Genomic DNA, 12,354 nt, shown 5'->3' on the forward strand with positions numbered 1-12,354 from the left:
TCCACACTGGAAGCGGAGGACCTTCATGACGGCGACGGTCTCGAAGCGGATGGGATGGTGGCGCGCCGCGGCGGCGGTCGTGGCCGGGGCCCTGCCCTGCCTCGCCTTCCCCGCCCCCGCGCTCTGGTGGTTCGCCTACGTCGCCCTCGTGCCCTGGATGCTGCTGCTGAGGTCGGCCCCCACCGGGCGGCGCGCCGCCCTGGAGGGCTGGCTCGGCGGAGCCGGGTTCATCTTCGCGGTCCACCACTGGCTGCTGCCCAGCCTGCACGTGTTCCTGTTCGCCCTGGCCGCGCTGCTGGGCGTGCTCTGGATCCCCTGGGCGCTGCTGGTGCGGGAGTTGCTCGGCGGGACCCCGGGCGGGGGCCGGGCCGCGGCCGCGCTGGTCCTCGTACCGGCGGGGTGGCTGCTGTCGGAGCTGGCCCGGTCCTGGCAGGGGCTGGGCGGGCCGTGGGGGCTGCTCGGGGCCAGCCAGTGGCAGGTGCCCCCGGCGCTGCGGCTGGCTTCGGTGGGCGGGGTCTGGCTGGTCGGCCTGCTGGTGGTGGCGGTGAACTGCGCCCTGGTGCTGCTGGTCACGGTGCCGGGAGCGCGGATCCCGGCGGTGGCCGGGGTGACGGGGTGCGCGGTGCTGACGGGGGTGGTGTGGCTGTGGGCGCCCCGCCCCGAGGCCTCGGGCGCGCTGCGCGTGGCCGTCGTGCAGCCGGGCCTGGTCGCGGACGGCCCGGACGGCCCGGAGCGGCGGTTCGACATCGGGGAGCGGCTCACCCGGACCCTGGCGGGGCAGCACCCGGACCTGGTGGTGTGGGGCGAGAGCAGCGTCGGCGAGGACCTGACGGCCCGCCCGGACCTGGCCCGGCGGCTGGCCGCCCTGTCGGCGCAGGTCGGGGCTCCGCTGCTGGTCAATGTGGACGCGCGGGCCGCCGACCGGCCCGGGATCCGCAAATCGGCGGTCCTCGTGGGATCCCGGGGCCCGACGGGCGACCGGTACGACAAGATGCGCCTGGTGCCCTTCGGCGAGTACGTACCGGCGCGGGCGCTGCTGGGCTGGGCCACCTCGGTGGGCAAGGCGGCCGCCGAGAACCGGGTCCCGGGCAGCGCCCAGGTCCTGATGGACCTGCCGGGCCGGTCCGACGTCCGCCTCGGGCCGCTGGTCTGCTTCGAGTCGGCGTTCCCCGACATGACCCGCAACCTGGCCCGCGACGGAGCCACCCTGCTGATCGACCAGTCGGCCACGTCCACGTTCCAGGACGGCTGGGCCCCGGCCCAGCACGCCTCGCTGACGGCGCTGCGCGCCGCGGAGACCGGCCGGCCCATGGTCCACGCCACCCTGACCGGCATCAGTGAGGTGCGCGGCCCGTCCGGCGAACCGGTCGGGCCGGCGCTGCCCACCTCGGCGAGCACGGCCCGGACGTACGAGGTCCCGCTCGCCCGGGGCACCACCCTCTACGTCCGCTTCGGGGACTGGCCGGTGGGCGCGGCGCTGGCCGCCCTGGCGGTCTACGGCGCGGTCGCGGGCGCCCGCTCGCTGCGACTGCCGTTCAGGAGGCCTGCTCCAGAGCCGAGCTGACCACCCGCTCGCACAGTTCGTGGGTGAGCAGCGCGTCGCGCGCGCTCAGGGTCGTGCCCGTTTCCACGGCCTCCAGGAAGGCGTCCACGACCTGCTCGATGCCGCGCTGGCGGGCGACCGGCACCCAGTCCCCACGCCGCCGCACGGTGGGCTGCCCCTTGTGGTCGATGATCTCCGCGAGGTTGACGACCTGGCGCTTGGTGTCCTGTCCGGATACCTCCAGCACCTCCTCGGTGGAACCGGAGAGCCGGTTCATGATGCCGAGCGCGGTGAAACCGGACCCCGACATCTGGAGCACCACCTGGCTCATGAGCCCCTCACGCACCACGGCCCGCACATCGACGTGGTCGGCCTCGCCGGGCAGCAGGAAACGCAGGGTGTCGACGACGTGGATGAAGTCGTCGAGGACGAAGGTCCGCACGTCCTCGGGCAGGCCGACCCGGTTCTTCTGCATGACGATCAGCTCGCGCGGATGGTCGGCGCACTGCGCGTAGCCGGGCGCGTGACGGCGGTTGAAGCCCACGGCGAGCGACACCCCGCGCTCCTCGGCCAGTTCCACCAGCCGCCGCGAGTCCGCGAGCTCGTAGGCGAGCGGCTTGTCCACGTACGTCGGCACGCCCGCCTCCAGCAGCCGTTCCACGATCTCGGGGTGGACTGCGGTCGGGGCGTGCACGAAGGCCGCGTCGAGCTTCTGCGCGAGCAGCGAGTCGAGGTCGGTGTGCAGGCGTCCGGGCGGAAGGTGGTGGTGGGCGCCGACCCGCTCCAGCGTGGCCGGAGTCCGTGTCTGGAGGTGCAGTTCGAGGCCTGGACGCGTGGTGAGGACGGGCAGGTACGCCTTCTGCGCGATGTCGCCGAGTCCGATGCAGCCGACCTTCACCAGGAGCCTCCAGGTTCGTTCCATGTGCGAGGTACGCAGCCTAATCGGTGGTCACCCCGACCGGGTTCGACCAGGATGGGGCCCATGACTCTCAGCGACGGATCACACCGCACCGAACCCGCGACCACGGCCGACGAACGCGACATGCTGGACGGCTGGCTCGACTACCACCGTTCCACCCTCGCCTGGAAGTGCGAGGCGCTGTCGGAGGAGCAGCTGCGCACGACCCCGCTGCTGCCGTCCTCGCTGAGTCTGCTGGGGCTCGTGCGGCACATGGCGGAAGTGGAGCGGTACTGGTTCCGGGAGATCATGCTGGGCGAGGACCTGTCCGAGCTGTACTGCACCGCGGAGAACCGGGACGGGGACTTCGACTTCACCGAGAAGGACACCTGGGCCGAGGCCGAGCAGGTGTGGCAGACCGAGGTGGAGCTGTCCCGGCAGGCCGCCGCAGGGCGTTCCCTGGACCTCACCTCGTCGGCCGCCAGCCACCGCCGGGGCGAGGTGTTCAGCCTGCGCTGGGTCTACACCCACATGATCGAGGAGTACGCGCGCCACAACGGCCACGCGGACCTGCTCCGGGAACACATCGACGGCGCCACGGGCGAGTAGCCCCGGGGCGGCGGCGAACGGGCGCTCCCGGGTCAACGGGCGGACGGCCGTAACTCATGCGGGGTGAATATCGGCTCCGGGTTTTCGCAACGGGGTCCTCGCACACCAGAGTTGCGCGAGTGCATCCAACCCGAACCACGACAAAACTGCTGCTCGGAGTCGCCTGTGCGGTCTCGGCCGTCTCCGGCTGCGTGAACGTGACCCCGGCTTCCGTCCAGCCGGCCGCAGCCCCCAGCACCCCGGGGGCGGCGCCCCGGCACGAGCCGCGAGGAGGGCCCGGAGCCACTCCGGTGGTCGTCCAGGCGCCCGCCCTGGAGGCCCTGAAGGCGATGCCGGGGCAGTCGGCCGGGCCGCCCCCGGCCGGCGGCCGGCAGTCCGCCCCGCGCTCCGGCGCCCCCGCGGCGGACCCGGACACCGGGACCGCGGCACGCGGGACGGCCGCCGGGGGCGGGTCCGCCCTGCCGGTCCCGGACATCCCCGAGCCCCGGCAGCCGGGTGAACACGCGGGCAAACCGGGCCGGGGCGAGGGCGACGGGCGGCACGGCGGCCACCACCCGAACCGCCCCCGGTCGGGGGAGGCGGAGGTTCCGCGCGAGCTGGTGGGCGAGCTGCCGGTGCGGCCGGCCGACGTGTGCGCGCTGGGCCGACGGCAGGGGCGCTGGCATCCGGACAGCCCGGAGGCCCGCATCTGCGCGGGCGTCCACGGCGGCTGACCCCCGCGCGAACCCGTATCGCGACCCGTATCGCGACCCGTACCGCGACTCGTATCGCGATCCGTCCTACGGATGCTGTTCCGGGAACGGCCTGGGCCGGTCGCCCGGTTCCGCCGCGAGCCGCCGCTCCAGCCGGGCGATGGCGGCCCGTACGCCGTTCCCGTACCCGTCGTCGGCCAGCGCGCCGGTGGCGGCGCGGGCCCGCGCCAGGTGGATCCGGGCCGTCTCGGGCCGGCGCAGCTTCACGTAGTCGGCGGCCAGGTTCAGGTGCAGCGAGGGGTAGAAGACCCGGACGGCCGGTGGCGGACCCGGCCCGTCGGCGGCGGTCAGGGCGCGCAGGTCCCAGGCCAGCTCCTCGGCGGGGTCGTCCTGGGCGTCGGCCATGTAGTGGGCGAGCGTGCAGCGGTGCAGCGAATCGCCCTGTTCGCCGATCTCGGACCAGATCTCGCCGAGCCGGTTGCGGGCCTCCTCGCGGTCACCTGCGTGCAGCAGGATGACCGCCTGGCCGATCCTGGTCATGACGGCGTCCTCCGACGCCTCCTGCTGCTCCGTCAACGCGGCCTCCGGCTAGCTCTGCCAGACCTGCTCCGGTCTGATCATCAAGACGCTAGCCGGAGGCACCGGCAATGCCGCCTAGGCGCGGTCGGGCATCAGCCCAGGTCCGGGATCCGCCAGTCGATCGGCGCATGCCCCTGGGCGGCGACAGCCTCGTTGATCTGCGTAAACGGGCGCGAGCCGAAGAACTTCTTGGCCGACAGCGGGGAGGGATGGGCCCCCTTGACGACCGCGTGCCGCTCCTCGTCGATCAGCGGGAGCTTCTTCTGCGCGTACGCCCCCCAGAGGACGAAGACGGCCGGGTCGGGGCGCTCGGCCACCGCGCGGATCACCGCGTCGGTGAACTTCTCCCAGCCCTTGGCCTTGTGCGAGTTGGGCTCGGCCTCGCGGACGGTGAGCACCGCGTTGAGGAGCAGGACGCCCTGCTCGGCCCACGGCATCAGATAGCCGTTGTCCGGGATGGGGGTGCCGAGCTCCGCGTGCATCTCCTTGTAGATGTTGCGCAGCGAGGGCGGGGTCTTCACGCCGGGCTGCACGGAGAAGCAGAGCCCGTGGCCCTGGCCGGCGCCGTGGTAGGGGTCCTGGCCGAGGACCAGCACCTTCACCTGGTCGAAGGGCGTGGCCTCCAGGGCCGCGAAGACCTGCTCGCGGGGCGGGTAGACCGGCCCGTTCGCCCGCTCCTTCTCTACGAACTCCAGGAGCTCTTTGAAGTAGGGCTGGTCCAGCTCCCCGCCGAGGACGGGGAGCCAGGACTCGGGCAGCATCTGGGTCACGGCGACAACCTCCGGTACACGTTCTTCAAGACTTCGCGTCTTCACCTCGCGCAACTGCTTCGCGCAACTGCTCAAGAACCTACCGGGGGCCACTGACAACGCCTCACCCACCCGCACCGCCGCGGCGGCTACCAGCTGGTCTTGCGGTACAGCTCCCACACCTGCATGACGGTCTGCGGGTCGAGCGCCCGCTCGGCGCCGGCGATGTCGTCGCGCGCGGCCACGTACAGCTTGCCCTGCCAGAGCGGCAGGAGCCGGACGTCGTCGGCGAAGATCTGCTGGGCCTGCTCGAACTCGTGGACTCCGGCCGACCGGTCGCTCTCGCGGCGGGACTTGGGCAGCAGGTCGTTGAGGATCACAGTGGCGTCGTACGGGGTGCCGACCGCGTTGTCCTTGCCGACGAACGGCGCGATGAAGTTGTCCGGGTCCGGGAAGTCGGGGAACCAGCCGCGGCCGAACACCGGGTAGTCGCCCTTCTTGTAGCCCTCCTGGAAGGCCTTCCAGGGCTGGCCTCGCAGGGTGATCTTGAAGAGTCCGCTCTCCTCCAGCTGGCGCTTGAGCTCGGTGAACTCCTCGGCCGTGGAGGCGCCGTAGCGGTCCGTGGTGTACCAGAAGGTCAGGTCCACCGGCTGGGTGATCCCGGCGGCCTTGAGGATGTTCTTGGCCTTCGCGACGTCGGCCTGGCCGTACTTGTCGTAGAACGGCGTCTTGTGACCGACGACCCCCTTGGGAACCATCGAGTACAGCGGCTCGGCGGTGCCCTGGTAGACCTTGGAGACCAGCGCCCCGCGGTCGACGACCTGGGCGATGGCCTGGCGCACCGGGAGCTTGGCGACCTGCGGGTCCTTCGGGTTGAAGACCAGGTAGCGGATCTCCGAACCGACGTTCTCGACGACCTGGACGCCCTCGTTGTGCGACTCCGGGCTCTGCAGGTCCTTGACCTCCTGGGCGGACAGGCCTCGGTAGGTCGCGTCGACCTCCTTGCCCCGGAGCGCGGCGATCATCTTCTTGGAGTCCGCGAAGTAGCGGATCGTCACGCCGTCGTTGCGGCGGTTGGCGAAGCCCGTGTAGCTGCCGTTGCTGTTCAGGACCGCCTCGGAGCCCTCCTTGTAGGACTCCAGGGTGTACGGGCCGGAGCCGGTGACCTTGCCGTCCTCGCGGAGCTTGTCGGCCGGGTAGGCCTTCGGCGCGACCAGCGAGGCGGCCGGCGAGCCGAGTACGAACGGGAAGGTGGCGTCGGGGGTCTTCAGGTGGAAGACCACCGTCTGCGCGTCCGGCGTCTCGATCTTGTCCAGGCTGCCGAAGAGGGCCTTGGGGCCGGCCGGGGCGTCGATGGTCATGATCCGGTCGAGGGAGTGCTTGACGGCCTTGGCGTCGAGCGCCTCGCCGTCGGAGAACTTCAGGCCCTTCTTCAGGACACAGCGGTACGACTCGTTCCCGGAGTCCGTGAAATCGCAGCTCTGGGCCGCGTCGGGCTGGGGCTTGGTGGCACCCGTGGGGAAAGCCAGCAGCGTCTGGTAGACGTTCCGGTACAGCTCCCAGGAGCCGTCCCAGGCTGCTGCCGGATCGAGTGTGCTGGGTGCGCTCGTCGTTCCTACGACAATCCGCTTCGCTCCGTCGCCGCTACTGTCCGAAAACAGGCTGCAGCCGGAGAGCAGGGATATGGACGCAAGGGCCGCAGTGATCTGCAGGCATCTGGTCCGGTTGAACACGTGCACGCTCCTCGATCAGCCAGGGGTGCGGCAGACCCTACCGCAGTGCCTCACAAATCCAATGGGCAGGTTTCGTGAGGCACTTGACCGAGTTAGTGCATATTCGGTACGCATTTACCTCCCCTTGGGAGGCAAATGCGTCCGACTATCGGTCAATGCACTCCGGCATTGAGGAACATTCCCCCGTCAACGACCAGAGTTTGTCCCGTGATCCATTCCGCTTGTGCAGATGTAAGGAACGCGGCGGCCCCTCCGATGTCCTCCGGGACCCCGAGCCGGCCCAGCGGATACGCCGCCGCGGCCTCCTGCTCACGGCCCTCGTAGAGGGCCTGCGCGAACTTCGTCTTCACCACGGCGGGCGCGATCGCGTTGACCCGGACCCCCGGCGCCATCTCGTGGGCGAGCTGCAGGGTCAGATTGATCATGGCGGCCTTGCTCATCCCGTACGCCCCGATGAAGGGCGAGGCGGAGACCCCGGCGATCGAGGCGATGTTCACGATCGCCCCGCCGTTCTCCTTCTGCCAGGCGTGCCAGGTCCGCTGGGCGAAACCGAGCGCCGAGATCACGTTGGTCTCGAAGACCTTGCGGGCGACCCCGAGGTCCAGGTCCGCGATCGGCCCGAAGACCGGATTGGTTCCCGCGTTGTTGATCAGGAAGTCGACGCGGCCGAAGGCCTCCATCGTGCGCTCGACGGCGACGGCCTGGTGGGCCTCGTCGTGCGCCTTCCCCGCGACCCCGATCACCCGGTCCGCGCCCAGCCGCTCGACGGCCTCCTTGAGTGCCTCCTCGTTGCGCCCGGTGATGCAGAGCCGGTCTCCGCGTGCCACCAGCGCCTCGGCGATGCCGTACCCGATGCCCCGGCTCGCGCCGGTGATCAGCGCGACCCTGCCGCTGTCCGTTCCACTGCTCATTGCGCCGCCTGCCCCTTCGTCGCTCATCTGGTGGGCCCCGCCTCTCGTCAGCTGAGCGGGCCGCCGGCCACGTACACGACCTGGCCGGAGACGAAGCCCGCGGCCTCGCCGGTGAAGAAGGCGATGGCGTTGGCCACGTCGTCCGGGCGCCCGACGCGCTGCACCGGGATCTGGGTGGCGGCCGCGGCCTGGAAGTCCTCGAAGTCCATGCCGACCCGGGCGGCCGTGTGCGCGGTCATCTCGGTGACGATGAAACCGGGGGCCACGGCGTTCGCGGTGATGCCGAACTTGCCGAGCTCGATGGCCAGGGTCTTGGTGAAGCCCTGCAGACCGGCCTTGGCCGCCGAGTAGTTGGCCTGGCCGCGGTTGCCGAGCGCCGAGCTGCTGGAGAGGCTCACGATGCGGCCGAACTTGGCGGCCACCATGTGCTTCTGACAGGCCTTCGACATCAGGAACGCGCCGCGCAGGTGCACGTTCATGACGGTGTCCCAGTCGTTGTCGCTCATCTTGAAGAGCAGGTTGTCCCGCAGCACACCCGCATTGTTGACCAGGATGGTCGGGGCGCCGAGCAGGCTCACCACGCGCTCGACGGCCGCCTCCACCTGCGCACTGTCGGAGACGTCGCAGCCGATCGCGACGGCCTTGCCGCCGACCGCCGTGATCGCCTCCACGGTGTCCTTGCAGGCCGCCTCGTCGAGGTCGAGAACGGCGACCGCCCGTCCTTCGGCGGCCAGGCGCACGGCGGTGGCCGCGCCGATGCCGCGGGCCGCCCCGGTCACGATCGCGACGCGCTGCTCGGTGGTGGACATGCTGGATCTCCTCGCCCTAGGAAAGCGGCTCCCCATGGGTGAGCAACCGCTTAGTAGCTTCAGCTGAGGAGACGCTAGGAGCCCTGGCACCCGGTGTCAACGCCACCGGGCACCAGGGCTCCCGAGGTCATGCCGGTCAGGGGCTCAGCGGACCAGCAGGTCGAGCAGCCGTTCCACCTCGGCGGCGGGGTCGGCCGTCAGCCCCGTGTGGACGGGCCCCGGCTGCACCACCGTGCTGCGCGGCGCGATCAGCCAGCGGAACCGGCGGCCCGCATCGTCCCCAGCCGCCTGTCCGGCCCGCTCACCCCCGCTGCACACGCCTTCGACCCCGCGCAGTGCGGCCCGGACCCCGGCCACGTCGGCCTTCGGGTCCAGGGCGAGGAGCTTGGCCTCGTCGAGGTGGGTGCGCGCAGCCACGTAGGAGTGCGCACGGCAGTAGACGATCACGCCGGCGTTGAAACACTCGCCGCGCTCCATCCTGGGCACGACGCGCACCAGCGCGTACTCGAACACGTCCCGCTTGGTCACTCGTTGTCGCTCTTGTTCTTCCGGGGACGGGGGTCGAGGCGGTCGGCGAGCCAGCCGGGCGGGCCCGACCGGGGCTTCACCTCGGCCTCCATCGAGATCCTCTCGTGGATCGTCGCCGCGCGCGGCAGCAGCACGTCGACGTAGGCGCGGCGCAGCGCGTCGGTGGAGTCGAAGCCGGGCTCGTCGACCAGCCATTCGTCGGGCACGTCGGCCGCGACCTCGGTGAGCAGCTCCCTCGTGACGAGGGGGGCGAGCGCGGCGGCGGCCGCCGCGATGTCCGGACCGACCGGGGCGAGCACGTGGTCGGAGGCGTTGTACGGCTTGGCGGCGGCGCTCTCGGCCGTGGGCCAGTTGTGGTGCCAGATCATGGTGGCGCCGTGGTCGATGAGCCACGGGTCCCCGTGCCAGACCAGCATGTTCGGATTGCGCCAGGACCGGTCGACGTTGTTGATCAGGGCGTCGAACCAGACGACGCGCCCCGCCTCGACCGGGTCCACCTGGTAGGCGAGCGGGTCGAAGCCGATCGAGCCGGGGAGGTAGTCCATTCCGAGGTTCAGGCCGCCGCTGGCCTTGAGCAGCTCCTGGACCTCCTGGTCGGGCTCGCCGAGCCCGATCACGGGGTCGAGCTGCATCTGCACCAGCCTCGGGACGCGCAGCCCCAGCCGCTGGGCCAGGCGGCCGCAGATGACCTCGGCGACCAGGGTCTTGCGCCCCTGGCCGGCTCCGGTGAATTTCATGACGTATGTGCCGAGATCGTCGGCCTCGACGATCCCGGGCAGAGAGCCGCCCTCACGCAGGGGCGTGACGTAGCGGGTCGCGATCACTTCTGTGAGCATTTTCCCAGGCTAACGGGCGGACGTGGATCATGATCCAAGGTTTTTCCCGGAATGCGGCTTTCGGGTCGCCTGTCAAGTAACGAATAGCCGGGTCTACGACCTCGTCCCCGCTCCGGGCACGGTGGAAATCGACCGTCCCGCACCGAGCAGGACGGCCCCCACCCGGACCGGAGGCCCCGATGTCCCATCGCTCAGGGGTCCTCGTGACCCGCCGTCCCCGCCTCGTCCTCCTCGCCGCGCTCCTGTTCCTCCTGGTGTCCGCCGTGTTCGGGGCCCAGGCGACCGGCCGGCTGAAGACACAGGGGTACGACGACCCGCGCTCCGAGTCCAGCCGCGCCGGCCGCGTGGCGGCCGAGCACCTGGGGGCGTCCCCCAACCTCGTCGTCGTGGCACGGCCCCGGGGCGGTTCCGTTGACGACCCGGCGGCCCGGAGCGCGGGCGAGGAACTGACCGCCCGCCTCACCGCCCAGCCGCACGTGAGCGCCGTGACCTCGTACTGGACCGGCCGCGCGGCCCAGCTGCGCGGCCGGGACGGCGGGGCGGCCATGCTCACCGCCCACGTGGACGGAGAGGGCGAACAGCTCGCGGCGCGGGTCGAGCGGCTGAGCGCGGAGCTGACCGTCCCCACCTCCGCCGGTGAGGCCCTGACGGTGGACGTGGGAGGGACGGCGCTGACCGACGCCCAGCTCCAGGACATCGCGGAGTCCGACCTGAAGCGGGCCGAGTCCGTCGTCCTGCCCGGCACGCTGGTCCTGCTGGTCCTGGTCTTCGGCAGTGCGGTCGCAGCCGCCCTGCCCCTGCTGATCGGGGTCCTCGCCATCGCCGGGACCCTGCTGGTCCTGAGCGTCCTCGGCTCCGTCACCGACGTGTCCGTGTTCGCGTTGAACCTCACCACCGCGCTCGGCCTGGGGCTGGGAATCGACTACGGACTGCTGATCGTCTCGCGGTTCCGCGAAGAGCTCGCCCACGGCTACCGGCCGCGCAACGCCGCCATCCGGACCGTGCGCACGGCGGGCCACACGATCGTCTTCAGCGCTGCGACGGTCTGCGCCGCCCTCGCGACGCTGCTGGTCTTCCCGCCGTACTTCCTGCGCTCCTTCGCCTACGCGGGCATCGCCGTGGTGGTGATCGCCGCGGTGAGCGCCCTGACCGTCCTGCCGGCCCTGCTCACGCTGCTCGGCAAGCGGGTGAACGCCTGGCCCGTGCCGTGGCGCCGCCGGGTCCGCGCCGGGTCCCGCTCGCGCTTCTGGGAGGGGCTGGCGCGGATCGTCGTACGCCGTCCGCTGCTCGCGGCGCTGCCGGTGATCGGCCTGCTGCTGGTGCTCGCCGGGCCGGTCGCGCACGCCGGATTCGCCACCCCCGACGACCGGGCGCTGCCGGTGAGCGCGTCCAGCCGGCGGACCGGAGACCTGGTGCGCGGAGCGTTCGACATGAAGGGCTCCAGCGCCCTCACCGTCGTCATCACGGGTCGGGCGTCCCGGCCGGCCCAGCAGGAGTACGCCCGCCGGCTCGCCGCGCTCCCCCAGGTCGCCCGGGTCGTGGGACCCGTCGGCGACGGACCGGCCCTGCTCTCCGTGGTGCCGCTGGCCGACCCCGGATCGCGCGCCGCCCAGCGGCTCGTCCGCGAGATCCGCGAGATCCACGGCGCGGCGCCCGCCCCGGCGGGCGCCGAGGTCCTGGTCGGCGGACCGGACGCGGTACTGGTCGACGCCAAGGACACGGTGGGAAACCGGATTCCGGTGGCCCTCGCCCTGATCGCCCTGACGACCTTCCTGCTGCTCTTCGGATTCACGCGCAGCCTGCTCCTGCCGCTCAAGGCGATCGCGCTGAACGCCCTCAGCCTGACGGCGGTCCTCGGAGCCATGGTGTGGATCTTCCAGACGGGGCACCTGAGCCACCTGCTCGGCTTCACGCCCGGACCGCTCACCACGACCATGCCGGTGCTGTTGTTCTGCATCGTCTTCGGGCTCTCGGTGGACTACGAGGTGTTCGTCCTCGCCCGCATCAAGGAGGCGCACGAGGCCGGGCAGGACAACGCCCGCTCGATCGTCACCGGCGTCTCGCGCACCGGCTCCATCGTGACCACCGCCGGAGCCCTGCTCGCGTTCACCCTCCTGAGCTTCGGCACCTCCCGGGTCTCCCTCCTGCAGTTCTTCGGGATCGGCGCCGGTCTCGGCGTCCTCCTCGACGCCACGCTCGTGCGGGGCGTCCTCGTACCGGCGCTGATGCGGCTGGCCGGCGGCCTGAACTGGTGGGCGCCGCGGCCGCTGCGGCGCAAGGCGCCGAGCCCGACCCCCCGGCCACCGCCGGCCGCTCCCGGGCGATGTCCCCCGGGCCGCTGCAAACCGGCCCGCACCCCCGTCCGTACGCACACCCCCGCGCGCCGCTGACCACCGGGCGCACACCCTCCCTCCCTCGCCACCGCGGCCGCAGGCCGCTCAGGGCGCCACGACCAGTACGACAAGGA

The 12,354-nt window shown here is 71.7% G+C and carries 12 protein-coding genes; 4 read left to right on the forward strand and 8 right to left on the reverse strand.

Features of this window, described 5'->3' with window-relative positions:
* The first annotated feature begins 25 nt into the window (after positions 1-25).
* Complete coding sequence (gene lnt, locus AC3IYJ_RS06745; RefSeq protein ID WP_489400430.1) at positions 26-1,564, forward strand: apolipoprotein N-acyltransferase; 1,539 nt, start codon at positions 26-28, stop codon at positions 1,562-1,564.
* On the opposite strand, the gene AC3IYJ_RS06750 is transcribed toward lnt, so the two are convergent.
* Positions 1,536-2,441 carry a Gfo/Idh/MocA family protein gene (locus tag AC3IYJ_RS06750; RefSeq protein ID WP_489402720.1) on the reverse strand — a complete coding sequence of 302 codons (906 nt, stop codon included), beginning with the start codon at positions 2,439-2,441 and terminating at the stop codon, positions 1,536-1,538. The genes lnt and AC3IYJ_RS06750 overlap by 29 nt on opposite strands.
* An 84-nt stretch (positions 2,442-2,525) precedes the next feature.
* On the opposite strand from AC3IYJ_RS06750, the gene AC3IYJ_RS06755 reads away from it, so the two are divergent.
* Both AC3IYJ_RS06755 and AC3IYJ_RS06760 read left to right on the forward strand, forming a co-directional pair.
* A complete protein-coding gene (locus AC3IYJ_RS06755; protein WP_489400431.1) occupies positions 2,526-3,050 on the forward strand; it encodes a DinB family protein in 525 nt (174 codons plus the stop codon).
* A gap of 119 nt (positions 3,051-3,169) precedes the next feature.
* Positions 3,170-3,763 (forward strand): hypothetical protein, encoded by a 594-nt coding sequence (locus AC3IYJ_RS06760; protein WP_489400432.1) that lies wholly within the window; start codon positions 3,170-3,172, stop codon positions 3,761-3,763.
* Between the two features lie 66 nt (positions 3,764-3,829).
* Here the strand turns inward: AC3IYJ_RS06760 and AC3IYJ_RS06765 are convergent, their stop codons facing one another.
* From AC3IYJ_RS06765 to AC3IYJ_RS06795, 7 genes are all read right to left on the reverse strand, one after another.
* On the reverse strand, positions 3,830-4,318 hold the full coding sequence (locus tag AC3IYJ_RS06765) for a hypothetical protein (protein WP_489400433.1): 489 nt from the start codon (positions 4,316-4,318) through the stop codon (positions 3,830-3,832).
* A 95-nt stretch (positions 4,319-4,413) separates the two neighbouring features.
* The gene (gene ung / locus AC3IYJ_RS06770; RefSeq protein ID WP_489402721.1) at positions 4,414-5,082 is read right to left on the reverse strand and encodes a uracil-DNA glycosylase; all 669 of its coding nucleotides are present in this window, start codon (positions 5,080-5,082) and stop codon (positions 4,414-4,416) included.
* Between the two features lie 137 nt (positions 5,083-5,219).
* Positions 5,220-6,803, reverse strand: coding sequence for an ABC transporter substrate-binding protein (locus AC3IYJ_RS06775; RefSeq protein WP_489400434.1), 1,584 nt, complete (start codon positions 6,801-6,803; stop codon positions 5,220-5,222).
* Between the two features lie 152 nt (positions 6,804-6,955).
* A complete protein-coding gene (locus AC3IYJ_RS06780) occupies positions 6,956-7,714 on the reverse strand; it encodes an SDR family oxidoreductase (protein ID WP_384651531.1) in 759 nt (252 codons plus the stop codon).
* Between the two features lie 47 nt (positions 7,715-7,761).
* Complete coding sequence (fabG, locus tag AC3IYJ_RS06785; RefSeq protein ID WP_489400435.1) at positions 7,762-8,523, reverse strand: 3-oxoacyl-ACP reductase FabG; 762 nt, start codon at positions 8,521-8,523, stop codon at positions 7,762-7,764.
* A 144-nt stretch (positions 8,524-8,667) separates the two neighbouring features.
* Positions 8,668-9,051 (reverse strand): DUF3037 domain-containing protein, encoded by a 384-nt coding sequence (locus AC3IYJ_RS06790; RefSeq protein ID WP_214957904.1) that lies wholly within the window; start codon positions 9,049-9,051, stop codon positions 8,668-8,670.
* Positions 9,048-9,887, reverse strand: a complete 840-nt coding sequence (locus AC3IYJ_RS06795; RefSeq protein ID WP_489400436.1) for a HipA family kinase — start codon at positions 9,885-9,887, stop codon at positions 9,048-9,050. Before AC3IYJ_RS06795 ends, AC3IYJ_RS06790 begins: the two co-directional genes overlap by 4 nt.
* A 203-nt stretch (positions 9,888-10,090) precedes the next feature.
* Between AC3IYJ_RS06795 and AC3IYJ_RS06800 the strand changes: the two genes are divergently transcribed.
* Complete coding sequence (locus tag AC3IYJ_RS06800; RefSeq protein WP_489400437.1) at positions 10,091-12,277, forward strand: MMPL family transporter; 2,187 nt, start codon at positions 10,091-10,093, stop codon at positions 12,275-12,277.
* Positions 12,278-12,354 lie beyond the last annotated feature (77 nt).

It is taken from the genome of Streptomyces sp. GL_140 (assembly GCF_057834465.1).